28 protein-coding genes are annotated in these 24,259 nt (G+C 71.1%); 9 read left to right on the top strand and 19 right to left on the bottom strand.

The features are described from left to right. Window positions 1-3: 3 nt before the first annotated feature. Complete coding sequence (locus LQ222_RS15250) at window positions 4-588, bottom strand: hypothetical protein (protein ID WP_230167685.1); 585 nt, start codon at window positions 586-588, stop codon at window positions 4-6. A gap of 65 nt (window positions 589-653) precedes the next feature. On the opposite strand from LQ222_RS15250, the gene LQ222_RS15245 reads away from it, so the two are divergent. The 3 genes from LQ222_RS15245 to LQ222_RS15235 all read left to right on the top strand — a co-directional run bounded on the left by LQ222_RS15245 (window position 654) and on the right by LQ222_RS15235 (window position 3,095). Further along, complete coding sequence (locus LQ222_RS15245) at window positions 654-1,334, top strand: amino acid ABC transporter permease (protein WP_230167684.1); 681 nt, start codon at window positions 654-656, stop codon at window positions 1,332-1,334. Window positions 1,335-1,397: 63 nt separating this feature from the next. Then, window positions 1,398-2,072, top strand: a complete 675-nt coding sequence (locus LQ222_RS15240) for an amino acid ABC transporter permease (protein WP_230167683.1) — start codon at window positions 1,398-1,400, stop codon at window positions 2,070-2,072. A 66-nt stretch (window positions 2,073-2,138) separates the two neighbouring features. Beyond that, entirely contained in the window at window positions 2,139-3,095 is a 957-nt protein-coding gene (locus LQ222_RS15235; RefSeq protein WP_230167682.1) for a tripartite tricarboxylate transporter substrate binding protein, read from the top strand. A 173-nt stretch (window positions 3,096-3,268) separates the two neighbouring features. On the opposite strand, the gene LQ222_RS15230 is transcribed toward LQ222_RS15235, so the two are convergent. Beyond that, window positions 3,269-3,736, bottom strand: a complete 468-nt coding sequence (locus tag LQ222_RS15230; RefSeq protein ID WP_230167681.1) for a DUF3237 domain-containing protein — start codon at window positions 3,734-3,736, stop codon at window positions 3,269-3,271. A gap of 43 nt (window positions 3,737-3,779) precedes the next feature. After that, window positions 3,780-4,193, bottom strand: a complete 414-nt coding sequence (locus LQ222_RS15225; protein WP_230167680.1) for a rhodanese-like domain-containing protein — start codon at window positions 4,191-4,193, stop codon at window positions 3,780-3,782. A 296-nt stretch (window positions 4,194-4,489) separates the two neighbouring features. Between LQ222_RS15225 and LQ222_RS15220 the strand changes: the two genes are divergently transcribed. Continuing rightward, entirely contained in the window at window positions 4,490-6,118 is a 1,629-nt protein-coding gene (locus LQ222_RS15220; protein ID WP_230167679.1) for a long-chain-fatty-acid--CoA ligase, read from the top strand. Window positions 6,119-6,277: 159 nt separating this feature from the next. Here the strand turns inward: LQ222_RS15220 and LQ222_RS15215 are convergent, their stop codons facing one another. Beyond that, complete coding sequence (locus tag LQ222_RS15215) at window positions 6,278-7,108, bottom strand: sulfite exporter TauE/SafE family protein (protein ID WP_230167678.1); 831 nt, start codon at window positions 7,106-7,108, stop codon at window positions 6,278-6,280. A gap of 72 nt (window positions 7,109-7,180) precedes the next feature. Here LQ222_RS15215 and LQ222_RS15210 point away from each other — a divergent pair, with 72 nt between their 5' ends. Next, a complete protein-coding gene (locus LQ222_RS15210) occupies window positions 7,181-7,945 on the top strand; it encodes a sulfite exporter TauE/SafE family protein (RefSeq protein ID WP_230167677.1) in 765 nt (254 codons plus the stop codon). Beyond that, window positions 7,942-8,649, top strand: coding sequence for an aspartate/glutamate racemase family protein (locus LQ222_RS15205; protein WP_230167676.1), 708 nt, complete (start codon window positions 7,942-7,944; stop codon window positions 8,647-8,649). The genes LQ222_RS15210 and LQ222_RS15205 overlap by 4 nt, the downstream gene beginning before the upstream one ends. Before the next feature lie 83 nt (window positions 8,650-8,732). Here LQ222_RS15205 and LQ222_RS15200 read toward each other — a convergent pair whose 3' ends face one another. Beyond that, the gene (locus tag LQ222_RS15200; protein WP_230167675.1) at window positions 8,733-8,972 is read right to left on the bottom strand and encodes a hypothetical protein; all 240 of its coding nucleotides are present in this window, start codon (window positions 8,970-8,972) and stop codon (window positions 8,733-8,735) included. A gap of 108 nt (window positions 8,973-9,080) precedes the next feature. Then, a complete protein-coding gene (locus tag LQ222_RS15195) occupies window positions 9,081-10,154 on the bottom strand; it encodes a tartrate dehydrogenase (protein WP_230167674.1) in 1,074 nt (357 codons plus the stop codon). Window positions 10,155-10,281: 127 nt separating this feature from the next. Here LQ222_RS15195 and LQ222_RS15190 point away from each other — a divergent pair, with 127 nt between their 5' ends. Next, the gene (locus LQ222_RS15190) at window positions 10,282-10,638 is read left to right on the top strand and encodes a hypothetical protein (RefSeq protein WP_230167673.1); all 357 of its coding nucleotides are present in this window, start codon (window positions 10,282-10,284) and stop codon (window positions 10,636-10,638) included. Here the strand turns inward: LQ222_RS15190 and soxA are convergent, their stop codons facing one another. From soxA to LQ222_RS15150, 8 genes are all read right to left on the bottom strand, one after another. After that, window positions 10,639-11,379, bottom strand: coding sequence for a sulfur oxidation c-type cytochrome SoxA (gene soxA / locus LQ222_RS15185; RefSeq protein ID WP_230167672.1), 741 nt, complete (start codon window positions 11,377-11,379; stop codon window positions 10,639-10,641). It lies immediately after the preceding gene. Continuing rightward, window positions 11,376-11,702, bottom strand: coding sequence for a thiosulfate oxidation carrier complex protein SoxZ (locus tag LQ222_RS15180; protein WP_230167671.1), 327 nt, complete (start codon window positions 11,700-11,702; stop codon window positions 11,376-11,378). Before LQ222_RS15180 ends, soxA begins: the two co-directional genes overlap by 4 nt. Beyond that, window positions 11,702-12,139, bottom strand: coding sequence for a thiosulfate oxidation carrier protein SoxY (locus tag LQ222_RS15175; RefSeq protein ID WP_230167670.1), 438 nt, complete (start codon window positions 12,137-12,139; stop codon window positions 11,702-11,704). Before LQ222_RS15175 ends, LQ222_RS15180 begins: the two co-directional genes overlap by 1 nt. Before the next feature lie 7 nt (window positions 12,140-12,146). Then, window positions 12,147-12,578 carry a sulfur oxidation c-type cytochrome SoxX gene (soxX, locus tag LQ222_RS15170; protein WP_230167669.1) on the bottom strand — a complete coding sequence of 144 codons (432 nt, stop codon included), beginning with the start codon at window positions 12,576-12,578 and terminating at the stop codon, window positions 12,147-12,149. A 27-nt stretch (window positions 12,579-12,605) separates the two neighbouring features. Beyond that, window positions 12,606-14,783: a molybdopterin cofactor-binding domain-containing protein gene (locus LQ222_RS15165; protein WP_230167668.1), complete on the bottom strand. Its 2,178-nt coding sequence runs from the start codon at window positions 14,781-14,783 to the stop codon at window positions 12,606-12,608. A 13-nt stretch (window positions 14,784-14,796) separates the two neighbouring features. Further along, window positions 14,797-15,258 carry a (2Fe-2S)-binding protein gene (locus tag LQ222_RS15160; protein ID WP_230167667.1) on the bottom strand — a complete coding sequence of 154 codons (462 nt, stop codon included), beginning with the start codon at window positions 15,256-15,258 and terminating at the stop codon, window positions 14,797-14,799. An 86-nt stretch (window positions 15,259-15,344) separates the two neighbouring features. Next, the gene (glcE, locus tag LQ222_RS15155; RefSeq protein WP_230167666.1) at window positions 15,345-16,517 is read right to left on the bottom strand and encodes a glycolate oxidase subunit GlcE; all 1,173 of its coding nucleotides are present in this window, start codon (window positions 16,515-16,517) and stop codon (window positions 15,345-15,347) included. Continuing rightward, complete coding sequence (locus tag LQ222_RS15150; RefSeq protein WP_230167665.1) at window positions 16,514-17,959, bottom strand: FAD-linked oxidase C-terminal domain-containing protein; 1,446 nt, start codon at window positions 17,957-17,959, stop codon at window positions 16,514-16,516. Before LQ222_RS15150 ends, glcE begins: the two co-directional genes overlap by 4 nt. Before the next feature lie 139 nt (window positions 17,960-18,098). Between LQ222_RS15150 and LQ222_RS15145 the strand changes: the two genes are divergently transcribed. Beyond that, the gene (locus LQ222_RS15145) at window positions 18,099-18,473 is read left to right on the top strand and encodes a hypothetical protein (RefSeq protein ID WP_230167664.1); all 375 of its coding nucleotides are present in this window, start codon (window positions 18,099-18,101) and stop codon (window positions 18,471-18,473) included. 77 nt (window positions 18,474-18,550) lie between these two features. Here LQ222_RS15145 and ykgO read toward each other — a convergent pair whose 3' ends face one another. Next, window positions 18,551-18,676 (bottom strand): type B 50S ribosomal protein L36, encoded by a 126-nt coding sequence (gene ykgO, locus LQ222_RS15140; protein ID WP_137125466.1) that lies wholly within the window; start codon window positions 18,674-18,676, stop codon window positions 18,551-18,553. A gap of 216 nt (window positions 18,677-18,892) precedes the next feature. On the opposite strand from ykgO, the gene LQ222_RS15135 reads away from it, so the two are divergent. Beyond that, window positions 18,893-20,008, top strand: a complete 1,116-nt coding sequence (locus LQ222_RS15135; RefSeq protein WP_230167663.1) for a class I SAM-dependent RNA methyltransferase — start codon at window positions 18,893-18,895, stop codon at window positions 20,006-20,008. Window positions 20,009-20,063: 55 nt separating this feature from the next. Here the strand turns inward: LQ222_RS15135 and acdA are convergent, their stop codons facing one another. The 4 genes from acdA to LQ222_RS15115 form a co-directional block, all read right to left on the bottom strand. Further along, window positions 20,064-21,293, bottom strand: coding sequence for a 3-sulfinopropanoyl-CoA desulfinase (acdA, locus tag LQ222_RS15130; RefSeq protein ID WP_230167662.1), 1,230 nt, complete (start codon window positions 21,291-21,293; stop codon window positions 20,064-20,066). Between the two features lie 4 nt (window positions 21,294-21,297). Further along, the gene (locus LQ222_RS15125; RefSeq protein WP_230167661.1) at window positions 21,298-22,035 is read right to left on the bottom strand and encodes a DUF533 domain-containing protein; all 738 of its coding nucleotides are present in this window, start codon (window positions 22,033-22,035) and stop codon (window positions 21,298-21,300) included. A gap of 29 nt (window positions 22,036-22,064) precedes the next feature. Next, on the bottom strand, window positions 22,065-22,970 hold the full coding sequence (locus tag LQ222_RS15120) for a hydrogen peroxide-inducible genes activator (RefSeq protein ID WP_230167660.1): 906 nt from the start codon (window positions 22,968-22,970) through the stop codon (window positions 22,065-22,067). 91 nt (window positions 22,971-23,061) lie between these two features. Next, a complete protein-coding gene (locus LQ222_RS15115) occupies window positions 23,062-23,814 on the bottom strand; it encodes a Crp/Fnr family transcriptional regulator (protein ID WP_230167659.1) in 753 nt (250 codons plus the stop codon). Window positions 23,815-24,259: the final 445 nt, after the last annotated feature.

The following is a 24,259-nucleotide window of genomic DNA, read 5'->3' as shown; positions in this document are numbered from 1 at the left end:
GCGTCAGGTATCGCGCCCCTCGCATTCCTGCGCCGGGCGGGTGAAGGCGAACCAGCCCTGCGGCGTGCGCAGGCAGCCATTCGTCCAGTCGCCCTCGAAGACGCGGCCGCGGATGACCAGGCGGCCGCGGCCATTCGGGTGCGTGCGGCTCCAGCCGCCCTCGTACACGATGTTGGCGGAGGGGAATTCGACGCGTCCCGAGACGAAGTAGTCGTCGCGGAAGGTGCCCTCCTGCCGGACGCGGATCTCCTTGCCGCTCAGCAGGGTGAGGATGCCGCGGCCTTCGTTCTTGCCGCGGCGCAGCGCGCCTTCGTAGATCATGGCGCGCTCGGCGCCATCCTCCTGCCAGCGGACCTCGGCGCGGCCCTCGCCCTCGGCCGGGCCTTCCGGGCAGGGGCCGCTCCAGGAGGCGGTGAGGTTCTGCGCGCTGGCGCGGATGCCGCTCGCCCACAGCCAGCAGCCATCCGCGCCGTCGCTGACGAAGCCGCCACGGCCGCCGGGCACCATGCGCTGGTCCTCGGGCGGTGGCCCCGCGGCGGTGCAGAGCATGGCAAGCACGGCCAGCGCGGCGGTCTTCGGCAGGGTCATTCGGCGCGGTCCTTCTTCGGCACTGGCGCGCATCCTAGCGCAGGCCGGGGCGGGCTTTGCACGCCATGACCGGCTGGGAACGCTTCACCGACAGTTTCTTCAACGCCCGCGTCATGGCGGAATACCTGCCCAAGATCATCGACGGCTTCTGGCTGACCGTGGTGCTGGCGCTGTGCATCATTGCCGCGGGGCTGGCGGCGGGCCTGGCGCTGGCGCTGGTCCGCGCTTTCGGCATCCGGCCGCTGAACTGGCTGATCATCTTCGTGGTGGACCTGTTCCGCGCCCTGCCACCGCTGGTCATCATCGTGTTGCTGTATTTCGGGCTGCCCAATGCGGGGCTGGAGTTGTCGGGCTTCGTGGCGTCCTGGCTGGCGCTGACGCTGGTGCTGATGGCGTTCTCGGAGGAGATCTTCTGGGCCGGCATCACCTCCGTGCCGAAGGGGCAGTGGGAGGCGGCGCGATCGACCGGGCTCGGCTTCGTGCAGACGCTGTCCTACGTCGTGCTGCCGCAGGCGCTGCGCATCACCATCCCGCCGCTGACCAACCGCACCATCGCCATCACCAAGGGCACGGCGCTGGCGTCGGTGGTGGCGGTGCCGGACATATTGGGCGCGGCGAATGCGGGGGTGTCGTTCTCGTTCAATCCTTCGCCGCTGACACTCGGCGCGATCGCCTACCTGGTGCTGTTCTTCCCGGTGGTGGTGCTGGGGCGCTGGATCGAGACGCGCTTCGCGTGGAAGCGATGACGGGCATGCGGACGCGGGCCACGACGGCGCAGCGCGCCAGCCGCTTGGCGCGGCGGTAGCACCGTGGACATCTTCCTCGACACCTTCCTGAACTGGCAGATCGTCCAGGACGCCTGGCCGATCCTGTGGCAGGGGCTGCAGGCCACGCTGCTGCTGTCGGCGCTGGTGGTGCCGCTCGGCATCCTGGGCGGCGTGCTGATCGCGGTGCTGTCCACCGTGCACAGCCCTTGGGTGAAGTGGCCGCTGCGCGCCTGGGTCGACACCTTCCGCGCCCTGCCGCCGCTGGTGCTGCTGATCTTCATCTTCGCCGGGCTGCCCTTCATGGGGCTGGATGTCGGCGCCTGGGGGGCGGTGGCGATCGGGTTCTTCCTCAACACCGGCGCCTATTACGGCGAGATCCTGCGCGCGGGGATCGAAAGCATCCCGCGCGGGCAGATCGAAGCGGCGCGATCGACCGGCCTCACGCGCGGGCAGACCATGCGCTTCGTCGTGCTGCCGCAGGCGGTGCGCAACGTGCTGCCGGACCTGATCTCGAACACGCTGGAGGTGGTGAAGCTGACCTCCATCGCATCCGTGGTGGCGTTGCCGGAACTCCTGTTCCAGGCGCGCCAGGCGCAGTCCGTCACCTATAACGCGACGCCCATCATGGTGGCGGCGGTGGTGTATTTCATCCTGCTGTGGCCGCTGGTGCGGGTGCTGAGCCGGCTCGAGAACCGGCAACTGGCCGGGCGGCGCTGACCGGGCGATACTGCGCCGGACCGCGCCACAGAGCGCGACGGATAAAGCGCCGAGGACCACGCCACCATGCCATTCCGCATTTCCCGCCGCCCGCTGCTGGGCGCGCTGGCCCTGCTTCCCGCACCCGCCCTGGCGCAGGCCGCGCGGCCGGTCACGGTGGTGGTGCCCTTCGCGCCCGGCGGCAGCACCGACATCGTCACGCGCCTGCTGGCCGAGCGCATGACGGCGCTGCTGGGCCAGACTGTCCAGGTGGAGAACCGGCCCGGGGCGAATACCGTGATCGGCGCGGAGTTCGTGGCGCGCGCCCGGCCCGATGGGCAGACCCTGCTGATGGCGGCCGGCACCACGCTGACCATCAACCCGGTGATCGTGCCGAACCTGCCCTACAAGGTGGATGACTTCGCGCCGGTCATGCTGGCGACGACTTTCCCCTTCGGCATCATCACGAAACTGGAGGGTGGTCCGGTCGATGTGCCGGCCTGGGTGGCGGCGGCGAAGGCGCGACCCGGGGTGATGACCTATGGCACCAATGGTCCGACCACGCTGACCAACGTGGCCATGCTGATGGTGATGGAGCGCCTGGGCATCACCATGCAGGACGTCACCTACCGCGGGGATTCAGCGCAGCTGGCGGCGTTCCTGGCGGGGGACCTGGACATGCTGATCGTCGCCGGCGGCACCGCGCAGCCGGTGCACCGCAACCGGCAGGGGCGGCTGATCGCCTGGACCAGTGCGCGCCGCGTGGAATCCACGCCCGAGGTGCCGTTGATCGGCCAGTTCGCACCGGGGCTGGAGGTGTTGTCGTGGTTCGGCATGCTGGCCCCGGCGCGCACCCCGGCGGAGCTGGTGCAGCGCCTGAATGCCGCCGCGAACGAGGCCTTGCAGGATGCCCGCGTTCGCGATCGCCTGACCACCGACGGGCAGTTCCTGGCTGGCGGCAGCCCCGAGGATTTCGCGAATTTCCTGAAGCGTTCCGACGACCAGTGGCGCCCGATCCTGCAGCGCCTGAACGTGCCGCGCTAGAGCCTGCTGCGTTCGCCTCGCGCTCACGTCGCAGGCTCTAGACTGTTGTTTTCAGAGCATCTTCACGCCTTCAGATGATTCCATCTGAACGCGATCTGCTCCAAGTCTCCGCGGTCGAGGGGGCCGCAGCCCCCTGGCGGGGTGGTCCGCAGGGGCAGCGCCCCTCCGTCACCTCAGTTGATGGCATAGACATCATAGGTCGGCCCGCTCGGCGGCCGCTGCCCCATGCCCACGGCGATGACCTTGTTCATCCACGCGAGGTCGGTCGCGCCGGTCTCGAAGCGGATGGCGACGCGGAAGTAGTAGTCGGCGGGGTCCACCGGCTGCCCGCCGTTCAGCCGTGCCAGCACCTCCGGCGCACCGGTGCGGATGCCGGTGTAGTGCATGTAGACGATGCCGCCCGACGACGCCTTGAGTGTCAGGCGCACATCCATGTGCGCGGTCCCGTCGGGATCGACGCGCAGCCAGTCGGCGGCGGTGCCCGGCAGCACCTCGCCGTTGAAGCGCGGCCCTTCCAGCCTGCCGCCGGTCACCGGGATGACGCGCAGCTCCCCGTTGCGGGCTGTGCCGGCCATCTGTGGCGTGCCGGCGGACAGCGCCATGCGGAACAGGAATTCGGACGTCAGCGGCAGCGGTGTCATGGCGCGTTTCCCCAGGTGTCGGTCGCGCCAGGATGCCCCCGCTTCAGCGTTGCCGCCAGGGCAGGCCGTCGGCCTTCCAGCCGGCCACGGTGCCGCGATGGCCCTGCGCGTCGACCGGGCCTTCGAAGCCATCGGCCACGTTGAAGGCGTGCGGGAAGCCGGCGGCCTGCGCCGCCTGGCCGGCGGCCAGCGAACGTGCGCCGGACCGGCAGATGAAATGGATGCGGTGCAGCGGCGTCAGCCCGGCCTTGTGCAGTTGGTCGGCGAAATGGCCATTCACCTGCATGCCAGGATAGATCTGCCAGGGGATCAGCACGGTCTGCTTGGCAATCGAGGCGAGGTCCGGCAGGCCGACGAAATTCCACTCGGCGTCGGTACGCACATCGACCAGCGCCACCTGCGGGTCGTTGCGCAGGGCCTCCCACGTCGCCTTCGGGGTGATATCCGGCACGCTCACCACGGCTCGCCTCCCTTTTCGGGCACGACGCCCGGATGGGCAAAATGGTGCAGCGCGGGACGCGCCGCAACCGCCGCGCCGGCATGGCCGCCCCGCACCGGCACCGCGTTCGGCCGGCCTGGCGCGCGGCAGGGCTCCCGGCACCCGCTGCGTCGTCGCGCGTGCCCGCAGCCGACCGCGATCCGGGCGGGCCATCGGCACCCCGCTGACGCGGCATGGAATTGGTGTAGCCTTTCCGTATCGGACGATCCGCCGCCCGCGCAGGGCCAGGACGGATCGCGCAGGGGAGGCGACGCATGCTTGGCTTGATGCAGGACTGGCCGCTGCTGATGCACACGGTGCTGGACCACGCGGCCATCCAGCACCCCAGGCGCGCGGTGGTCTCGCGGTCCGTCGAGGGCCCGTTCCACCGGACCGACTACGCGACGGTGCGCGGCCGCGCGCTGCGGGTGGCGCAACGCCTGGCGCGGGACGGCATCAGGCCCGGCGACCGCGTGGCGACGCTGGCCTGGAACACCTGGCGGCACCTCGAGGCCTGGTACGGCATCACCGGCGCCGGCGCGGTCTACCACACCGTCAACCCACGCCTGTTCCCCGAGCAGATCGCCTGGATCATGACCCATGCGGGATCGCGCGTGCTGATGCTCGACCTGACCTTCGTGAAGCTGGCGGAGGCGCTGGCGGCGAAGATGCCGGCGGTCGAGCGGTACGTGATCCTGACCGATGCCGCGAACATGCCGACGACGGCACTGCCCGGCGCCATCGCGTATGAGGACTGGATCGCCGAGGTGGATGGCGACTTCGCCTGGATGCGCGTGGACGAGAATGCCGCGGCGGGCATCTGCTACACATCGGGCACCACGGGCGATCCGAAGGGCGTGGTGTATTCGCATCGGTCGAACGTGATCCACGCCCTGGTGTCCAACCAGGTGGATGCCTTCGGCCTGGGCGCGGCGGACCGGGTGATGCCGGTGGTGCCGATGTTCCATGCCAATGGCTGGTCGCTGGCCTTGTGCGCGCCGATGGTGGGCGCGGCGCTGGTGATGCCGGGCGCCAAGCTGGACGGCGCATCCGTGCATGAACTGATCGAGCGCGAGCGCGTGACCTTCTCGGCCGCCGTGCCGACCGTCTGGATGATGCTGCTGCAACACCTCGAGAGCACCGGGTCGCGCATCGATTCCATGAACCGGGTGGCGATCGGCGGCTCCGCCTGCCCGCCCGCCATCACCAAGGCCTACCAGGAGAAATACGGCGTGCGGGTGATCCATGCCTGGGGCATGACGGAGATGTCGCCGGTCGGCACGCTGTTCGCGGTCAAGCCCGAGGTCGCGCACCTGAAGGGCGACGCCATGCTGCGCCTGCAGGCCAAGCAGGGCACGCCGCCCTATACGGTCGAGATGAAGATCACCGACGACACCGGCGCGCCGGTCCGGTGGGACGGCCAGGCGTTCGGGCGGCTCAAGGTGCGCGGCCCGGCCATCGCGCGCCGCTACTTCCGGCGCGAGGAGGAGGAGATCCTCGATGACAGCGGCTTCTTCGACACGGGCGATGTCGCGACCATGGACGAGCACGGCTACATGGAGATCACCGACCGGTCGAAGGATGTGATCAAGTCCGGCGGCGAATGGATCTCCTCCATCGCGCTGGAGAATGCCGCGGTCGCGTATCCCGGCGTGGCGGAGGCCGCCGTCGTGGCGATGGCCGATGCGAAGTGGGACGAGCGCCCGCTGCTGATCCTGGTGATGAAGCCGGGCGTGCTCTCGCCATCGCTGGACCAGATGCGGGACTTCCTGGCCGACAAGGTCGCGAAATGGTGGCTGCCCGACGACCTGGTGGTGGTGGACGAGATCCCGCACACCGCGACAGGCAAGATCCTGAAGACGAAGCTGCGGGAGATGTTCAAGGACCATAGAAGATCCGTGTGACCCTCAGACGCTGGGCGGCGCGAATCCGCGCGCCTTGGCTTCGCGCGGCAAGGGCGCATTGGCGCCGAAGGTCGGTCGCGCGCGGTCGCGCTTCGCGCTCGCGGCCCGAGGCAAAGCCTCGGGCCGAATGTGCGTGCGGGGCCGGTCGCGCGAATCCTGTCAGGTGAACAGCGACCAGAACATGCGCAGGCTCGTTGCCGCCAAAAACACCGCGAAGGCCCGCTTCAGCCACAGCGGCGGGATGGTGTGCGCCAGCTTCACGCCCCAGGGTGTCGCCAGGATGGAACTCGGCGCGATCAGCGCGAAGCCGATCAGGTTGACATAGCCGACCGAGAAGGGCGGCACCCGCGCGTCATTCCACCCGCCCAGAACGAAGCCGACGGTCGCGGGGATCGAGATGATCAGCCCGAAGGCCGCGGCCGTCGCGACCGCCGCGCGGATCGGGTAGCCGAACATCGACAGGATCGGCACGCCCAGCGTCCCGCCACCGATGCCCATCATCGCGCTGATCGACCCGATGCCGATGCCCAGCGCCGCGCGCGGCGGGCCATCCGGCACGCGGTCGGCGATTTTGAAGTCGACGCCGGTGAAGCCCATGTTCAGCGCCACCAGCAGCGCCACCATGGCGAAGACCGCGGTCAGCCCCTCGCCCTTCACATACACGCCAATGAAGGTGCCGAAGGCGACGCCCGCCAGCATGGCCGGCCAGATCGACCGCAGCAGCGCCACATCCATGGTGCCCGTCGCGTAGTGCTTGCGCGCCGACTGGATCGAGGTGGGGATGATGGTGGCCAGCGACGTCGCGACCGCCACCTTCATCTGGATCGCCTCCGGAATGCCGAACAGCGGAAACACGTTGAACAGCAGCGGCACGATCACGATGCCCCCGCCGACGCCCAGCAGCCCCGCCAGCGTGCCCGAGACCAGCCCGGTCGCGGCCATGGCGGCAGCCAGCGCGGCCAGCCAGAACGGGTCGGTCAGGTGGTCCATGGCGCGGCCTCCGGGATGGGCGATGCGAGGGCGGCGTGGCATACACGCTGACCCATCGAGCGTCACCCTGCCTTGGCCTTCGTCACCGATCCCTGGTTCTACGCCCTCGCGATCCCGGCCGTTCTGATCACCGGCATCAGCAAGGGCGGGTTCGCCTCGGGCGCGGGCAACCTGATGGTGCCGCTGATGGCGCTGAGCGTGCCGGCGCCGATCGCCGCCGGCATCGCGCTGCCCGTCCTGTGCGCGATGGATGTCTCGGGCCTGCGGGCCTGGTGGGGCACGTGGGACAAGCGGGAGATGCGCGTGCTGGTGCCCGGCGCGCTGGTCGGCATCCTGATCGGCGGGCTGGTCTTCTCCCTGATGTCCGACCGCGCGATCATGGCGATGGTCGGCGTCACGACGCTGGCCTTCCTGGCGCGGACGCTGTGGCTCGCGCGCCACCGGGAGGCACCGGCGCCGGCGCCGCACAACCCGATCAAGGGCAGCATCTGCGCGGCCGCATCGGGCTTCACCAGCACCATCGCCCATGCCGGGTCGCCGCCGCTCGCGATCTACCTGTATCCGCGGCGGCTGGACCGCCAGGTGATGGCCGCGACCACCGTGGTGTTCTTCGGCATCGTCAACTACGTGAAGCTGGTGCCGTATTTCTTCCTGGGCAATCTCAGCCTCGGCAACCTGGCCACCAGCCTGGTGCTGCTGCCATTGGCGCCGGCGGGCGTGTATCTTGGCATCTGGATGCAGCGGCACGTCTCGGATGCGCTGTTCTACTGGCTGCTGTATGGGCTGCTGCTGGCGACCGGGGTGAAGCTGACCTGGGACGGGATATTCGCGGGATGACCGAGGCAAGGACGCTGGGCGTGCTGGGCGGCATGGGTCCGCTGGCCGGGGCCACCTTCATGCAGCGCCTGACGCTGCTGACCCCGGCGGAGCGCGACCAGGACCACATCCCGACCATCCTGTGGTCGGACCCGCGGGTGCCCGATCGCACCGCGGCGCGGCTGTCCGGCGGCGAGGACCCGCTGGCGGCCCTGATGCGCGGCATCGCCGGGCTGGAAGCCGCCGGCGCCGGCGCCATCGCCATACCGTGCAACACCGCCCATGGTTGGTTCGACGCCATGCAGGCGGCAACGCGCCTGCCCATCCTGCACATTGTCGAGGCCGCATCGGACGAGTTGCTGCGCCTTGGCGTGGCGAACGGCCCGATCGGGCTGATGGCGACCAAGGGCACGCTGGCGATGCGCCTGTACCAGGACCGGCTCGAGGGCCGCGGCTACCAGGTGCTGGTGCCCTCGGCGGAGGAGATGGACCGCATCGTCATGCCGGCGATCGACGGCGTGAAGGCGAATCGGGTGGCGGAAGCCTATGCGCCGCTGGCCGAGATGGCGATCGCCCTGGCCGGGCGCGGCGCGCGGGCGGTGGTGCTGGGCTGCACGGAGATCCCGCTTGGCATGGCCGCCGGGCCTGCCCTGCCCTTCCCGGTGGCGGACACGATCGATGCCCTGGCGCGTGCGGCGATCGCCTGGGCGAAGCCTGCGGGTTGAAGCGGATGCTTGTCTGATAACGTCGTTCGACCAGGATCGGGCCTGCAGCAGGCGCAGACGGGAGGCGCCGTCGCGCCGCGTGGTCAGTCGCAGTCGCAGCCGTCGGTCGGGCCGTCCGCGGCACGAATGATGTGGTGGTCGATCCATTCTGCGACCAGGCGCCGCGCCTCGCTGACCGAGGATTCCGGGTGGTGGATGCGATACAGGGCCGTGCACGCGCCGAAGGCGCTGAAGTCGCCGGTCCCCTGCTCGCGCAGTTCCCGATAGGCCGTCACCACGGATCGCTCGCAGCGGCGGGCGATATGGCTGAAGTCGCGGCCCATGGCCGAACCCTCCGAACAGTCAGTTGCGAGTCACTCGCAACGTCCGGAAACGATAGCGACAGACGGCCGGGCGTTCAAGCCATTGGCGCACCGGCCTGCCTGCCAGGTCTATCCGCGGGCCACGGCCTCGGCGATCGCCTTGCCGACATCGACCGTGCCGGCCTGGCCGCCCATGTCGCGGGTGCGCGGGCCGCCCTCGGCCAGGAGCTTCTCGATGGTCTGCACGATGCAGTCGGCAGCCGCCTTCTCGCCCAGGTGTTCCAGCATCATCGCCCCGGACCAGATCTGGCCGATCGGATTGGCGATCCACTTGCCGGCGATGTCGGGGGCCGACCCGTGCACGGGTTCGAACATCGACGGCGCGGTCTTCTCGGGATTGATGTTGGCGCTGGCGGCGATGCCGATGGACCCCGCCACGGCCGGGCCCAGGTCGCTCAGGATGTCCCCGAACAGGTTCGACCCCACCACCACGTCGAACCAGTCCGGGTGCTGCACGAAATGGGCGCAGAGGATGTCGATGTGGAACTGGTCCGTCGTCACCTCCGGGTAGTTCTTCGCCATGGCGTCGAAGCGTTCATCCCAATAGGGCATGGTGAAGGTGATGCCGTTCGACTTGGTGGCGGACGTCACCTTCCGTCGCTTGCGCGTCATGGCCAGCTCGAAGGCGTATTTCATGATGCGGTCGCAGCCGATGCGCGTCAGCACCGTCTGCTGGGAGACGAATTCCCGGTCGGTGCCGGGGAACATCTTGCCGCCGATGGAGGAATACTCGCCTTCGGTATTCTCGCGCACCACGTAGAAGTCGATATCCTCCGGCCCGCGGCCGGCCAGCGGCGACTTCGACCCCGGCAGCAGCTTGCAGGGCCGCAGGCTGACATACTGGTCGAATTGGCGGCGGATCGGGATCAACAGGCCCCACAACGAGACATGGTCCGGCACGCCCGGCCAGCCCACGGCGCCGAGGAAGATGGAATCGCTGTCACGCAGCCGGTCCATGCCGTCATCGGGCATCATCTTGCCGGTCGTCGTGTAGGTCTCGCAGGACCAGTCGTAGTGGGTCAGTTCCAGGTCGAAGCCGAAGCGGCGCGCCGCGGCGTCCAGCACGCGCAGCCCCTCGGGCGTGGTTTCCTTGCCGATGCCGTCGCCGGGAATGACGGCGATGCGGTGCTTGCGCTGGGCCATGGGGCGCCTCCTCGTGGTCGGCGCGCACCGTAAGGGGGCGCGCCGTGAGCGCAAGGTCACCGCACCATATCGTTCCGGCCATGCTAGCATTCCGGGGAATCGCCCGAGCCGCCGCAGGATGCCGCCGATGCGCCTTCACTCCGCCGCCGCCGTGTTCGTCGCCCTTGGCCTGATCGCCTGCGGCGACGACCTGACCGAGACCAAGCCGCCCGAGCACACCGGCGACCGCACGCTCAGCCGCGCCGAATTGCGCTGGTGTATGTTCAACGACACCCGCATCGAGGCCGCCCGCCCCGACATGCGCAGCGCCAACCAGTTCCAGGTTCAGGCGTTCAACGCGGCCATCACGGAATGGAACGCCGGGTGCCGGCGCTACCGCTACAGTCGGTCCGACCGCGACGCCGTCCAGCGCCAGCAGGCCGAACGCCGCGCCGCGCTGGAGGCGGAAGGCAAGGCGCGCTTCGCCGCCGCCCCGATCAAGTGATCACCGCCGCAGCCCCGGCGCTTCCACCGGCAGCCCGGCGGCGCGCGCCGCGAGGAACAATTCCAGCGACAGGTATTCCGGCGCCCCAAGCGGGAGCTGCGTGGCCCGTACGCCAAGCGAACAGGCGCGCAGCCGCCGGTGCAGCGAGCCCAGCGTGTTCCAGTCCAGCCGATAGGCCGGATAGCCGGTGCCCAGCCCGTTGGAGATGACGTCGCCGCGCAGCCGCCGGCCGGCATTGTCGTCGTGGCACTGCCCGCAGGCGAGGTTGAGCTGGCCCTGGCGCGCTTCATAGAAGCGCCGCCCTTCCTCGACGAAGGGGGCAGCCGCGCCATCGGTCGCCACACTCATCGGCAGGCCGCGCGAGCGTTGCGCGACGGCGGCGGTCAGCGAGAGCAAGGCGTCGCTCTCGTAGCCGAAGGCGGCCGCGCCCTGCTGCTGCGTGCGGCAACGTTCGATCCGGCCTTCCAGGTTCAGCAGCGCGCCATCCGGCGCGACGGCGGGGTAGCGCGTCGCGACCCCCGCCATGGTCGCGATCCCGCCATGGCAGGATTGGCAGGACCGCTCGCCGCGCTGCCACAGCGCCTCGCCCTCCTCGACCCAGAGCCAGCCGGGATGGCGCGAGGGATCATCCTGCTGCGCGCGCAATTCGGGCGAAAGAAAATCGCGCGCGGGACGCAGTTCGGACGCTGCCGCGACGCCGCAGGCCAGCAGCGCCGCCGCGGCCGCCGCGCGGCGGATCACGTCACCACCAGGCGGGCCTCCCGCCGATAGGTGGTGCCGCCATCCTCGTCCCATTCGAAGACGATCGGGCCGTTGTCGACCGCCACGGTGGTGAATTCGATGTAGGGGTTCGCGGTGATGCCCTGGGACAGGTCGGCGCGGACCACCTCCTCCCCCGCATAGGTCACGCGCATCGTGTGCAGGATCTTGCGCGGCAGGGGCGTCAGGCCGGGTGCGTCGATGGCGCGTTCCATCGGGTGGCGGACCAGCACGCGGATGGTGATGATCTCGCCGCGGCGGGCGCGTTCGGGCAGCGTGATGCGCGCGATGATGGGGTTGGCCATCAGCCGGTCTCCACGCAGGCGCCGAGCACGACGATCACCTCGCGCATGGCACGATGCACCTGGCCGGCGGAGGTCTCGGCCAGCACGATGATCTGCTGGGAGGTGGCGAGGCGGATGCGCGTCGCGACCTCCGCCCGCCCGGCGCGCGGCGTCAGGGTGAAACTGGCCACGCGCGGCACCGGGTTCTTCTCGGACAGGATGTGGATGGCGCGCACGTGGTCGGCGGCGGTCATCGGGCTGTCGACGCGCACGGCGACATCGACGGAATTGCCGTTCTCCGACAGCGGCGGCATCTCGAAGGCGATGCCGGTCGCGACCGGCGTGCGGCCAGCGAGGATGGCGCGCTCGGCGGTCGCGACATCCTCCTCGGCCGCGGCCGCAGGCAGCGCGGCCGTGGCGATCGGCAGGACCAGCACGGCGCGGCGCGAGGCTTTCATCACGGCGCTACTCCCGCAGCGTGGCCAGCCAGGCGACCACGTCCTCGATCTCCTGGGCGCTCAGCACGGGCCGGCCGGCGAAGCGCGGATCGACCCGCACCAGGTCGTGGATGCGATGATAGGGCGGCATGATCGCGCCGGGATTGACCAGCGTGGGGTCGACCAGGCGCAGCCTGATCTGCCCGGGCGTCAGGCGCGCGCCCACGCCGGCCAAAGGCGGGCCGATCTCCCCCATGAAGGCTTCGCGGGCGTCGGGGATGCTGTGGCAGATCAGGCAATTCGCGCTCTCCCGGTTCTTCACCACGGCCTCGCCGCGCGCGGCATCGCCGGCGCGGCCGGCGAGCGGTGCCTCGATGGCATCGCCCGCCACCGTGAAGGGCGTGACCTGGCCCGCCGCGGGCGATGCCGCGGCAAGCAGCAGGACCAGCGCCGCCCGCATGTCACGCGCCGCATGCGTGCCGCGCGCTCACGCGCGGCGCAGGTCCTGATCCTTCAGCGGCACCGAGCGGATACGCTTGCCGGTCGCCGCGAAGATCGCGTTCAGCACCGCGGGTGCCGCCACCATGATGGTGGGCTCGCCCACGCCGCCCCAGAAACCGCCCGAGGGCATCACGATCGTCTCGACCTGCGGCATCTCGTCCATGCGCAGCACGTTGTAGGTGTCGAAATTGGTCTGCTCGATCGCGCCGTCCTTCACGGTGCAGGCGCCGTACAGCAGCGCCGAGAGGCCATAGACGAAGGATCCCTCGACCTGCATCTGGATCTGCCGCGGGTTCACCGCCACGCCGCTGTCGGTGGCGGCGACGATCCGATGGATGCGCAGCACGCCGCCATCGCTGACCGAGACCTCCGCCGCGGCGGCCACGTACGACCCGAAGCCCATTTGCTGCGCGATGCCGCGGAAGCGCCCGGCGGGCGGCGCGCTGCCCCAGCCGATGCGTTCCGCCACCGCGTTCAGCGTCGCCAGGTGCTTCGGGTGGTTGCCCATCAGCTTGCGGCGCAGCGCCAGCGGATCCTGGCTGGTGGCGTGCGCCACCTCGTCCAGGAAGCATTCCAGGTAGATGGCGTTCTGGTTGTGGTTCACGCCGCGCCAGAAATGCGGTGGGACATGCGTATTGCGCATCGCATGGTCGATCAGCAGGTTCGGGAAGGTATAGCCGATTGCGCTTTCCGCCCCGCTGGCGTTGAGCCCCTGGAACTGCACCGGGTCGCGGCCCTGCTGCAACGCCGTGGGGAACACGTAGGACAGGATCGATTGGCCGGAGATCCGCATGTGCAGCCCGGTGATGTTGCCCTGTGCGTCGACGCCCGCGGTCATCTTCGCCTTGGTGACGGGGTGGTAACGGCCGTGCATCATGTCTTCCTCGCGCGTCCACATCGTCTTGATGGGAACGCCCGGGACCTGCTTCGCGGTCAGCACCGCGTCGATCAGCCAGTCATGCGTGGTGCGCCGGCCGAAGCCGCCGCCAAGGTCGACGCGATGCACGTCGCATTGGGTCTGCGGCAGGCCGGCGGCCTGGGCGGTCGCGACCAGCGCGGCCTCGCCATTCTGCGTCGGGCACCAGACGTCGCAACGCTGCGGCGTCCAGACCACCGTCGCGTTCATGGGTTCCATCGGCGCGTGGTTCTGGAACGGGTAGGAATAGGTCGCCTCGACCTTGCGCGGCGCCGCGGCGATGGCCGCACGCGCATCGCCGTTGCTGTTGCCGACGAAGGCCTCGGCCGCGGTCAGCCCCTCATCCAGCATGGCGTCAATGGTGGATTGCTGAACCCGCGCATTCTCGCCCAGGTCCCATTCGATCGGCAGCGCATCCAGCGCGACCTTGGCCTGCCAGAAGGTATCCGCCACCACCGTGACCGCGCTGTCGCCCACCTGCAGCACGTGCCGCACGCCGGGCATGCCGCGCACGCGCGCCGCGTCGAAGGACCGCACGCGCCCGCCGAAGACCGGGCAGCGCTTCGGGACCGCCACCAGCATCCTCGGCATCCTCAGGTCGGAGCCGTAGATCTGCGCGCCCGTCGTCTTGGCCGCGGTGTCGAGCCGCGGCTTGGACTGGCCGATCACCGTCCATTCGCGCGGGTCCTTCAGCGGCACCGGATCGGGCGGCGTCAGGCGAGACGCGGCCGCCGCGACCTGCCCATAGCGCAGCGTCCGCCCGGTCGGCGCATGGGTGATGACGCTGTCCTTGGCCGAGCATTCACCGACCGGCACGTTCCACTGCGCCGCCGCTGCCTGCACCAGCATGATCCGCGCCGCGGCGCCGCCACGCCGGACATAATCCTGGCTCTGGCGGATGCCCTGGCTGCCGGCGGTGAGGAAATTCCCCCAGGCGCGGTTGCGCGCCAGGCTCTGGCCCGGCGTGACGTATTGCGTCTCGATCTTCGCCCAGTCGCAGTGCAGTTCCTCGGCGATCATCTGGCACAGGCCGGTGCGGGTGCCCTGGCCCATCTCGGTGCGCGCCATCCGCAGCACCACGCGGTCATCGGGGTGGATCACCACCCAGGCATTGACCTCGGGTGTGGCGGCCGGTGCCGAGGCCTGCGCCAGCACGCCCTTCGGCGCGACATGGAAGCCGAGGACGAATGCCCCCGCACCCGCCAGCACGGCGCGGCGGGACGGGCGGATCGTGTTGATGGCGTTCATCGTCGTGCCTCCCTCAGCCCGTCGTGCCGCCGCGCACGGCGGCGTGGATGCCGGCGCGCACGCGGTTGTAGGTGCCGCAGCGGCAGATGTTGGTCATCGCCTGGTCGATATCGGCATCTGTCGGGCGGGGCTTCTCGGCCAGCAGCGCGGCGGCGGCCATGATCATGCCGGACTGGCAGAAGCCGCATTGCGGCACGTCCAGCGCACGCCACGCCACCTGGATCGGGTGGTTGCCGTCGGGCGAGAGCCCTTCGATGGTGACGATGCGCTGCGTCTCCTGGAAGGCCGAGACCGGCATGGAGCAGGACCGGATCGGCTGCCCGTCCACATGCACCGTGCAGGCGCCGCAGGCCGCGACGCCGCAGCCGTATTTCGTGCCGGTCAGCCCGACATGGTCGCGGATGGCCCAGAGCAGCGGGGTGTCCGGGTCGACCGCGACCTCCAGTACCCGCCCATTGACGTTGAGCTTCGCCATTGCCTGTGCCCCTCTGCTGACCGTGCGCGTAACATGCCATATCCGCGCGACGCGCGTGCAGCCGAGATGGGCGCTTCAACCCGAGTTTACAGGCCCGCCCGCATCCGCCCGGGATTGAGGATGCCCGCCGGGTCGAGCGCCGCCTTCACGCGCGCGCCGATCGCCGCCAGCGGGGCCGGTTCGGCGGGCAGCACGGCGACGGCCAGGCGCAGCGCCTCGGGCGCGCGGAACAGTGTGCAAGTGCCGCCGGTCGCGCCCGCCGCGGCCGCCAGCGCATCATGCGTCGCAGCATCGGCCGGCGCCGCCACCCAGGCCAGCCCACCGCCCCAGTCGAGCAGCGCCCGCCCGCCCAGCGCCTGCGCGACGCGTGCCACCGCCGGCCCGGCGGAAGGTCGCACCGAGAGGCGCCACACCGCCTCCTGCGGCTGCGCGGCCAGCGGCGCCGCGTCGCGGATCTCGCGCCAGAAGGCGCGGCTCGCCTCCCCCTCGATGATGGAGGCATCGCCGAAACCCGCGAGATCATCCCGCAGCCGGCCAATCCGATACGCCACCGAGGCGGCGAAATCCTCCAGCCGCAAGGCGGCCAGGTCCGGCGTGCCGGGCAGCAGCGCCGCGCCGCTCACGCCAAAGGGGCTGCCGAGACCGGCCGACAGCGCGCGCACGCCGGCATCGAGGTCCGGCACGCGGAGCAGCAGGGTCGCGGTGGCCTCGGGTGCCGGCAGCACCTTGAGGGTGACCTCGGTCAGCACGCCGAGCGTGCCGTAGGACCCCGCCAGCAGCTTGCACAGATCAAGCCCGGTGACGTTCTTCAGCACGCGCCCGCCGGAGCGCAGCACCTCGCCCGCCCCGTTCACGAAGCGCACGCCCAGCACATGGTCGCGCATCGCACCCCAGGCGATGCGCCGCGGGCCCGAAAGGTTGGCCGCGACCGTCCCGCCCAGCGTGGCCGGATCGTCGCCGCCGAGCAGCGCGCGCAGGTCGGGTGGCTCGGCGATGAGGTGCTGGCCCCGTTCGGCCAGCGCCGCCTCGATCTCGGGGATCGGCGTGCCGGCGCGCGCCGACAGCACGAGCTCGGACGGGCGATAGAGCGTGATGCCCGACAGGTTGCGCACCGAGAGCGTGCGCGCCGCCTGGACCGGCCGCAGCACCCCGCGCTTCGTGCCATTGCCTTCGATCGCGAGCGGTTCGCGCGCCGCATGGGCGGCGGCGACGACCGCGGCGACCCCGGCTTCGTCGGCGGGTCCCAGCGCGTCGGTCATTCGGCCGCCATCGCCAGGGGCGCGCCGTCCAGCGGAAACACCTTGGACGGGTTCAGCAGCCATTGCGGGTCGAAGGCCGTCTTGAGCGCGCGCTGCTGGTCGAGCTCGCGCGCGGTGAACTGCACGCTCATCAGGTCGCGCTTCTCGACACCGACGCCATGCTCGCCGGTCAGGCAGCCGCCCACCTCCACGCAGAGCGTCAGGATGGCGGCGCCGAAGGCCTCGGCACGGCGGAAGCTGTCGGGGTCGTTGGCATCGAACATGATGAGCGGATGCAGGTTGCCGTCACCGGCGTGGAACACGTTCGCGACCTTGAGGTCGAATTGCGTACTCATCTCGCCGATGCGCTTCAGCACGAAGGGCAGTTCGGAGGTCGGGATGGTGCCGTCCATGCACAGGTAGTCCGGGCTGATGCGCCCCACCGCGCCGAAGGCGCCCTTGCGGCCCTTCCAGATCGCCAGCGACTGCTCCGCCGACTCGGCGACCTTCAGGCTGATCGGGTCGAAGCGCTCGCAGATCGCCTTGATGCGGTTCAGCAGGTCTTCCTGCTCGGCGGTGCTGCCCTCGACCTCGATGATCAGCATCGCCTCGGCATCGAGAGGGTAGCCTGCATGGGCGAAGGCCTCGCAGGCGTGGATGCAGGGCTTGTCCATGAACTCGAGCGCCACGGGGATGATGCCCGACCCGATGATGGCATCGACCGCGGCACCGGCGATCTCGGTGCCCTTGAAGGCGGCGAGCATGGCGCGCGCGCCCTCCGGCCCGCGCAGGATGCGCACGGTCACTTCCGTGACGATGCCGAGCTGGCCTTCGGACCCGGTGATCAGCCCGAGCCAGTCATAGCCGGCGGCATCGAGGTGCGCGCCGCCGATGTCGATCACCTCGCCTTCGATCGTGACGAACTTCAGGCCGAGCAGGTTGTTCGCGGTGACGCCGTATTTCAGGCAATGCGCGCCGCCCGAATTCATCATCACGTTGCCGCCGATCATGCAGGCCAACTGCGACGACGGGTCGGGCGCATAGAAAAAGCCATCGCCCTCGACGGCCTTGGTGATGCCGATATTGGTGACCCCCGCCTCCACCACGGCGAAGCGGTCATCGAGGTCGATATCGAGGATGCGGTTCATGCGCATCAGGCCGATGACCACGGCATCCGCGAGCGGCAGCGCGCCGCCGGACAGCGACGTCCCGGCGCCGCGCGGCACCACGCGCAGGCCGGTCTGGTGGCAATAGCGCAGCACGGCGGCAACCTGTTCCGTGGTGCGTGGCAGCACGACCGCGAGCGGCACCTGGCGGTACGCAGCCAGGCCGTCGGTCTCGTAGGGCTTCAGGCGGGTTTCGTCGCCGATCACGCCGTCGCCGGGCACCAGGGCGCTCAGCGCGGCAAGGATCTCCTCGCGGCGGGCGAGGATCTCGGGCTTCGGGGCGGGTTGCGCGATCACGGCGGGCTTCCTCGTTGCAGTCGGAAGATGCGCATGACGGGGCGCAGCGGCAAGCGGGAACGGCCGTTGCGCACGGGAGACGACCGGCGCAGCATCCGCCGGGGCGCCGCATCCGGCCCCCCCCCCGGAGGATCGAGCGATGCGACACTTCCTGCTGGCAACGGCGTTCGTGACCGGCCTCGCTGCGCCGGCCCTGGCGCAGCGCGCCGGGACCTACGGCGTGGAGGGGCAGAGCGCCGATGGGTCGCGCTACGAAGGAACCGCCACCCTCGCGCCACTGGGGCAAAACACCTGGCGCGTCACCTGGCGCGTCGGCAACGACACGGCGTCGGGCGTTGGCATCCTGATACCGCAGGGCCCGCTGCTGGTGGTCGGCTACACGATGGGCGGGCAGACCGGGGTCGCGGCCTATGCGGTGCAGGCCGATGGTCGGCTGCTGGGCACCTGGACCCAGGGCCAGGGCGGTGGCATCGGCACAGAGGTCATGCAGCCAGGCGGCGCGACGGGGAAATAGACCGACATCGGCACCCGGGAACGCGAAGGGGGGCCGAAGCCCCCCTCAAGGCAGTCGCGCGTGCGGCTGCCGACGCCTCAGCCCTGGCGGGCCTTCAGGCGCGGGTTCTTCTTGTTGATCACGTAGACACGACCACGCCGGCGCACCAGGACGCAGTTCTTGTCGCGGGTCTTGGCGGTCTTCAGGGAATTGCGGATCTTCATGGCCAACCTCTTGGAGGCGCGCTTCTAGGGGGGGGCGGCGGGCAAGTCAACCGTCCGCGGAGGGCGCGTCGCGCCAGGCCTGGCGGGGCGCGCACGGCAGCGCCATGGCCCTCGGTCGCGCGCGCCGGTATAGGGCGGCGGCGGCGTGGATGCCGGCGCCGAACCACGCCGCGCCCGAGGCCCCAAGGCCGCCCCCCCTGCTCCGAACCGGATGCGATGACCAGCGCCAGCGACTTCGAGATCTTCCTGTCGACCGTGCCCGGGCTGGAGCCCGTGCTGGCCGAGGAAGTGCGGTTGAAGGGCTTCAAGCGCCCGACGGTGACGTCTGGCGGGGTGGTCACGCGGGGGGGCTGGCCCGAGGTCTGGCGCGCCAACCTGTGGCTGCGCGGCGCGGGCAGCGTGCTGGCGCGCATCGCGGCCTTCCGCGTGGTGCACATGGCGCAGCTCGACACGCTGGCCCATCGTGTCCCCTGGACGGATGTCCTGCGTCGCAACGTGCCGTTCCGGGTCGAGGCGTCCTGCGCCGGATCGCGCCTGTACCATAGCGGCGCGGTGGCGCAGCGCGTCGCCACCGCCATCCGCGACGCGACCGGCGCGCCGGAATCGTCCGATGCCGCGGTGGTGGTGATGGCGCGCGTCGAGAAGGATCTCTGCACCCTCAGCATCGATACGTCGGGCGAACCGCTGCACAAGCGCGGCTACAAGCAGGCGGTGAACGCCGCCCCGCTGCGCGAGACCATGGCCGCACTGTTCCTGCGCCAATGCGGGTACGAGGGCACCGAGCCGATGCTCGACCCCATGTGCGGGTCCGGCACCTTCGTGATCGAGGCCGCCGAGATCGCCGCACGGCTCAATCCCGGCCGCGCCCGCGCCTTCGCCTTCGAACAGCTGGCGACCTTCGACGCCGAGGCCTGGGGCCGCATGCGCGCGGTCACGCGCGCGCCCGGACAGGACATCCTGTGCCACGGCCGCGACCGCGATGCGGGCGCGATCGCCATGAGCCAGGCCAATGCCGAACGCGCCGGCGTAGGCGCGAGCACAGAATTCAGGCAGGGCGCGATCAGCGCGCTGCAGCCGCCCGAGGGACCGCCCGGGCTGGTCATCATGAACCCGCCCTTCGGCGCGCGACTCGGCGAGGGCGCCAGACTGGAACCGCTGTATCGGACGCTCGGCCAGGTTCTGACGACACGCTTCGCCGGCTGGCGCGTGGGCCTGGTGGCGCAGGAGGCGAAGCTGGCGCACGCGACGGCCCTGCCCTTCCTCACGCCCGGGCCACCGGTGCCGCATGGCGGGCTGCGCGTGACGCTGTTCCGCACCGGGCCGCTGGGCTGACGGCGGCCGACGGGCGCCACGGCCCGCCCGCGGCAGATCGGCCGGCGCGCGCCCGTCACTCCGCGGCGGTGCGGCGCGCGGCGCTCTCCTCGGCCGCGATGCGCGCGAAGCCGTCGCGCGTCTGCGGCAGCTTGCGGCCCAGGATCTGTTCCGCCACCTGCGTCCGCAGCACCTGCGCCGTGCCGCCGGCGATGGCGAACATCCTTGCGTCGCGCACGTAGCGTTCCATCGGGTTGTCGCGCGAATACCCCGCCGCGCCCCAGACCTGCAGCGCCTGGTTGGTCACGCGGATCGCCATGTCGGCCGCCATCACCTTGGCCTGCGCCGCCGCCAGCCGGTCCGGGAAGCCGTTCGGCCCGGCCGAGCGTGCCGCGCGCCAGACCAGCGCGCGCGAGGCCTCGAGCTCGATCGACATGTCCGCCAGCATCCAGGCGAGGCCCTGGAACTCGGCGATCGGCCGGCCGAACTGCCGGCGCGCCTGGGCACGGTCCAGCGCGTGGTCATAGGCACCCGCCGCCAGGCCAAGCGCCACCGTCGCCGCGCCCACGCGCTGGCCGTTATAGGCGTCCATCAGCCGCCCGAAGCCGCGCGCCCAGCCGCCGGGCGGGCGCAACACCATGGCATCCGGCACCACCAGGCCGCGCATGGCGATATTGGCCTCCGGCATGCCGCGCAGGCCCATGGACGGGATGCGCTCGGCGGTCATGCCATCGGGCATGCCCTCCCCGGTGCGGGCCACGATGAAGCCGCCGATGCCCTTCTCCTCGCCGCCCTCGAAGGCGCGCGCGAAGACCAGATGCAGGCGGGAGACGCCGCCGCCGGTGATCCAGGTCTTGTCGCCCTCGATCACCCAGTCGTCGCCGTGGCGCACGGCGCGGGTGCGCATGTCGGTGGCGGCGGAGCCGGCCTCAGGCTCGGTGATCAGGATGGCGGGCTTGTCGCCGGCCAGCACCAGTTCGGCCGCGATGCGCTTCTGGGCCGGCGTGCCATAGGCCATGATGGCGCCGACCGCGCCCATGTTCGCTTCCACCGCGATCCGCCCGCACACGGCGCAGGCCTTGGCGAATTCCTCGATCACCAGCACCGCGTCGAAATAGGACAGGCCGGGCCCGCCCCATTCGCGCGGGATGGTCAGGCCCATGAAGCCGGCCTCGGTCATGCGCGCGACCATCGGCCAGGGGTATTGCTCGGCGCGGTCGGTGGCGGCGGCCTGGTCGGCGGCCGCGCGGGCGAGCTCGCGGGCCCGGTCGCGCAGCCGGGCCTCGGCGTCGGTCAATCCATCCATGGTGTCAGCCTCCCCGAATGCGACGTTCGATGGCCTCGGCCGCGGCGCGGTCGAGCCGCAGCGCCTTGGCGAAGCCATCCAGCCAGGCGCGTTCCGCCCCTTCGACCGAGGCGGCACCGGCCACCGCGGCGGCATAGACCTGCGCGGCCAGCATCGGATCCTGCGCCTCGCGCGCCAGCGCCTCGGGGGCAACCGTGCGGTCGAATTCCGCCAGCACGGCGTCGCGCGCCGCCTGGCCCAGACCGGCGGCATCCAGCTGGTCGGCGATGCGCCCGCGCTCGTCGGAATCGACATGGCCATCCGCCTTGGCCGCGGCGATCATGGCGCGAAGCATCAGCAGGCCCTCGCGATCCTCGGCCGAGATCGGCGGCGGCGCGGGCATGCCGGGCACCGGCGCCCAGGTGTCGCCCGGCGCCGGCTTGCCGGAGGCCGCGCCGCCCCAGGGATCGCGCCCCGCAACGGGCACGCTGCCGCGGGCGGATTTCGTGCCCCCCGGCAGCGCCGCCGGCTTGCCCGGGGCGTTCGCGGGTCGTGATTTCGCGGGCATGGGCGGCGGCGGCGGCGAGGGTGCGGGCTGCTGCTGGGACTTGGACATCGCCTCGATCGCGACACCGGCCAGCATCGCCAGGGCACGGCCAAGATCCTGCCCGCCCCGCGCCGCCGGCCGCCGGCGCGTCCCACGGGCTGGCCCGCCGCCGCCCAGGACCGCGCCCAGCACACCGCCAAGGTCGAACTGCGCCATCCGCCGGCTCCCTCCGCACGACCGCGTTGCTACAGGTCAGCGAGCGCCGCGGCAATGGAAGGGGCCAGGGCGTGGAACTCCGCCGCACGCGGGCTGCGCGCGCGCCAGGCCAGCCCGATCCGCCGCGCGGCGCCGCCGGCCAGCGGCCGCACCGCGACCTCGGCGCCCATTGCGACGCCGCCGGCGAGGGCAAGGCGCGGCAGGATGGTCACGCCCAGGCCGCCGGCCGCCATCTGCACCAGCGTGTGCAGGGACGTGGCGCCGAATTCCTCCGACAGCGGCGCCGCCGGCAGTCCGCAGGCGGCCAGCGCCTGGTCACGCAGGCAATGGCCCTGTTCCAGCAGCAGCAGCCTCTCGCCGGCGAGCGCCGCCGGCGCGATCGCGTCGCCCTGCGCCAGGCGATGGCCCGGGGCGCAGGCGATCGACAGCGGGTCCTCGCCGATGCTCAGGGTCTCGGCGTCGCCGCAATCGCTCGGCAGTGTGACCAGCAGCAGGTCGAGCCGCCCGGTCTCCAGGCCACTCCGCAAGGCGTCGGTCAGGTCCTCCCGCAGCCACAGATGCAGGCGGGGATAGGCCGCGCGCAGGCGTGGCATCAGCCGCGGCAGCAGGAACGGCGCAATGGTCGGGATGATGCCAAGCCGCAACGAACCGGTCAGCGGCTCCCGCGCGGCATCGACCGTCTCCACGAAGGCGGTCAGCGAGGCGAGCGCCATCCGGGCACGCCCGACCAGGTCGCGCCCAAGCGGCGTGAAGACCGGTCGCTTGCCACCCGTTCGCTCCAGCAGTGGCGCATCGATCTGGCGCTCGAGCGCCAGGATGCCCGAGGAAAGGGTCGACTGGGTCACCGCGCACGCCGCCGCGGCACGGCCGAAATGGCTGTGTTCGGCAAGCGCGACCAGGTAGCGCAACTGCTGGGGACTCGGCAGGGGAATCATGGGCGCGCAAGACTACGCCGAACCGGGGGGGCGCCATGCAGCGGAACGCATCGCCGCCATGCGCGCGGCGGGCAGCCGCGTGGCGCCCCGCCTATGCCGCGTCGGCGCCCTCGCCGGCGGCCAGGCTGCCCAGGGCCTCGCGGTCGGTGAGTTCGATGCCGGAATGCCCGTGCAGTCGGATCCAGCCACGCTTGCGGAAGGCGGAAACGGCGCGGCTGACCGTCTCGAGCGTGAGGCCGAGGAATTCGCCGATATCGGCGCGTGTCGCCGGCAGGTCGAAGACCGGGCCGGCCTGGCCCCGGCGTTGCTGTGCCTCGACCAGCGAGACCAGGAAGGCGGCCACGCGTTCCTCGGCGCTGAAGCGGCCGAGCGCGAGGATGTGGTCCTGGCTGGTCGAGAGTTCCTTCACGCAAAGGTCGAGGAAGCGCCGTTCCATCACCGGGTAGCGCCGGAACATCTTCTCGAGCCGCCGCCGGTCCAGCCGGCAGACAGTGCCGCGGGTCAGCATCTCGGCGCCGAAGGCGTGCTCCTCCTCGGGCGTGAAGCCCAGGATGTCGCCGGCGAAGCGGAAGCCGATCACCGCCTGGCGGCCATCGGGCAGCACGCGGGTCAGCCGCGCCATCCCTTCCGTCAGCGTATAGACATGCCGAGCCGAATCGCCCTGGCGGAAGATGGCGTCGCGCTGTTCGAAGTCGATGCGTTCGCTTTCGCCCGACATGTCGTCGAGCGCCGCCGCATCGAGTGGTGCACACAGGCCCATCGAGCGGGAACCGCACTTCGCGCAGACATTGGCGTCGGCACCGAGGCCGTCCATCAGGGCGCGCGCGGCGTCAAGCGGATGCATGTTACGCCTTCACCTGCGATTGCAGCCGGTTCGGCCGCGGTCTCCCTCCGGCCCTTCGAGCCAGCTTGGTCAGTGTCGACGCATGCTTGCGCTGGATCAAGAAGAAACCGGGCCCGACGGCTACGCCCACGGCGCATGGCAGGCTGGCTGGCAGCGCGCGGGCCGTTCGGCGGCAGGGTATTCGTGATGCAGGCGCAGACGTTGGCGATGCAGGCGCGCGCCGGGCGGCGGGCGGCGCAGGGCACGGCGCACGGCTGCCCCGGGATGCTGCCGCGGCCGGTCGGCGCGTGCCTGCCGGGCAGTTCCGGCCCGCCGGCGCCTCGACCGCGTCGAAGCCGACCGCCCCGACCGGTACAAGGCGCGCGCGGCACCGCAGCTGGAGTTCCACGGCACGCCCCATGGGACCGCCCGCGGGACGCACACAGGCGCAGGCCGCGCCGCACGC

The organism is Roseomonas sp. CECT 9278 (assembly GCF_918698155.1).
GTDB lineage: Bacteria > Pseudomonadota > Alphaproteobacteria > Acetobacterales > Acetobacteraceae > Neoroseomonas.
The sequence above is the reverse complement of the archived record's forward strand: the minus strand, read 5'-3'. Positions and strand labels throughout refer to the sequence as shown.

Excerpts from the sequence above, each read along its gene's own strand:
- LQ222_RS15250 (WP_230167685.1), bottom strand. The coding sequence starts at position 588 with ATGACCCTGCCGAAGACCGCCGCGCTGGCCGTGCTTGCCATGCTCTGC.
- LQ222_RS15245 (WP_230167684.1), top strand. The coding sequence starts at position 654 with ATGACCGGCTGGGAACGCTTCACCGACAGTTTCTTCAACGCCCGCGTC.
- LQ222_RS15235 (WP_230167682.1), top strand. The coding sequence starts at position 2,139 with ATGCCATTCCGCATTTCCCGCCGCCCGCTGCTGGGCGCGCTGGCCCTG.
- LQ222_RS15230 (WP_230167681.1), bottom strand. The coding sequence starts at position 3,736 with ATGACACCGCTGCCGCTGACGTCCGAATTCCTGTTCCGCATGGCGCTG.
- LQ222_RS15220 (WP_230167679.1), top strand. The coding sequence starts at position 4,490 with ATGCTTGGCTTGATGCAGGACTGGCCGCTGCTGATGCACACGGTGCTG.
- LQ222_RS15215 (WP_230167678.1), bottom strand. The coding sequence starts at position 7,108 with ATGGACCACCTGACCGACCCGTTCTGGCTGGCCGCGCTGGCTGCCGCC.
- LQ222_RS15205 (WP_230167676.1), top strand. The coding sequence starts at position 7,942 with ATGACCGAGGCAAGGACGCTGGGCGTGCTGGGCGGCATGGGTCCGCTG.
- LQ222_RS15200 (WP_230167675.1), bottom strand. The coding sequence starts at position 8,972 with ATGGGCCGCGACTTCAGCCATATCGCCCGCCGCTGCGAGCGATCCGTG.
- LQ222_RS15195 (WP_230167674.1), bottom strand. The coding sequence starts at position 10,154 with ATGGCCCAGCGCAAGCACCGCATCGCCGTCATTCCCGGCGACGGCATC.
- LQ222_RS15190 (WP_230167673.1), top strand. The coding sequence starts at position 10,282 with ATGCGCCTTCACTCCGCCGCCGCCGTGTTCGTCGCCCTTGGCCTGATC.
- LQ222_RS15180 (WP_230167671.1), bottom strand. The coding sequence starts at position 11,702 with ATGGCCAACCCCATCATCGCGCGCATCACGCTGCCCGAACGCGCCCGC.
- LQ222_RS15175 (WP_230167670.1), bottom strand. The coding sequence starts at position 12,139 with ATGAAAGCCTCGCGCCGCGCCGTGCTGGTCCTGCCGATCGCCACGGCC.
- soxX (WP_230167669.1), bottom strand. The coding sequence starts at position 12,578 with ATGCGGGCGGCGCTGGTCCTGCTGCTTGCCGCGGCATCGCCCGCGGCG.
- LQ222_RS15165 (WP_230167668.1), bottom strand. The coding sequence starts at position 14,783 with ATGAACGCCATCAACACGATCCGCCCGTCCCGCCGCGCCGTGCTGGCG.
- LQ222_RS15160 (WP_230167667.1), bottom strand. The coding sequence starts at position 15,258 with ATGGCGAAGCTCAACGTCAATGGGCGGGTACTGGAGGTCGCGGTCGAC.
- glcE (WP_230167666.1), bottom strand. The coding sequence starts at position 16,517 with ATGACCGACGCGCTGGGACCCGCCGACGAAGCCGGGGTCGCCGCGGTC.
- LQ222_RS15145 (WP_230167664.1), top strand. The coding sequence starts at position 18,099 with ATGCGACACTTCCTGCTGGCAACGGCGTTCGTGACCGGCCTCGCTGCG.
- ykgO (WP_137125466.1), bottom strand. The coding sequence starts at position 18,676 with ATGAAGATCCGCAATTCCCTGAAGACCGCCAAGACCCGCGACAAGAAC.
- LQ222_RS15135 (WP_230167663.1), top strand. The coding sequence starts at position 18,893 with ATGACCAGCGCCAGCGACTTCGAGATCTTCCTGTCGACCGTGCCCGGG.
- acdA (WP_230167662.1), bottom strand. The coding sequence starts at position 21,293 with ATGGATGGATTGACCGACGCCGAGGCCCGGCTGCGCGACCGGGCCCGC.
- LQ222_RS15125 (WP_230167661.1), bottom strand. The coding sequence starts at position 22,035 with ATGGCGCAGTTCGACCTTGGCGGTGTGCTGGGCGCGGTCCTGGGCGGC.
- LQ222_RS15120 (WP_230167660.1), bottom strand. The coding sequence starts at position 22,970 with ATGATTCCCCTGCCGAGTCCCCAGCAGTTGCGCTACCTGGTCGCGCTT.
- LQ222_RS15115 (WP_230167659.1), bottom strand. The coding sequence starts at position 23,814 with ATGCATCCGCTTGACGCCGCGCGCGCCCTGATGGACGGCCTCGGTGCC.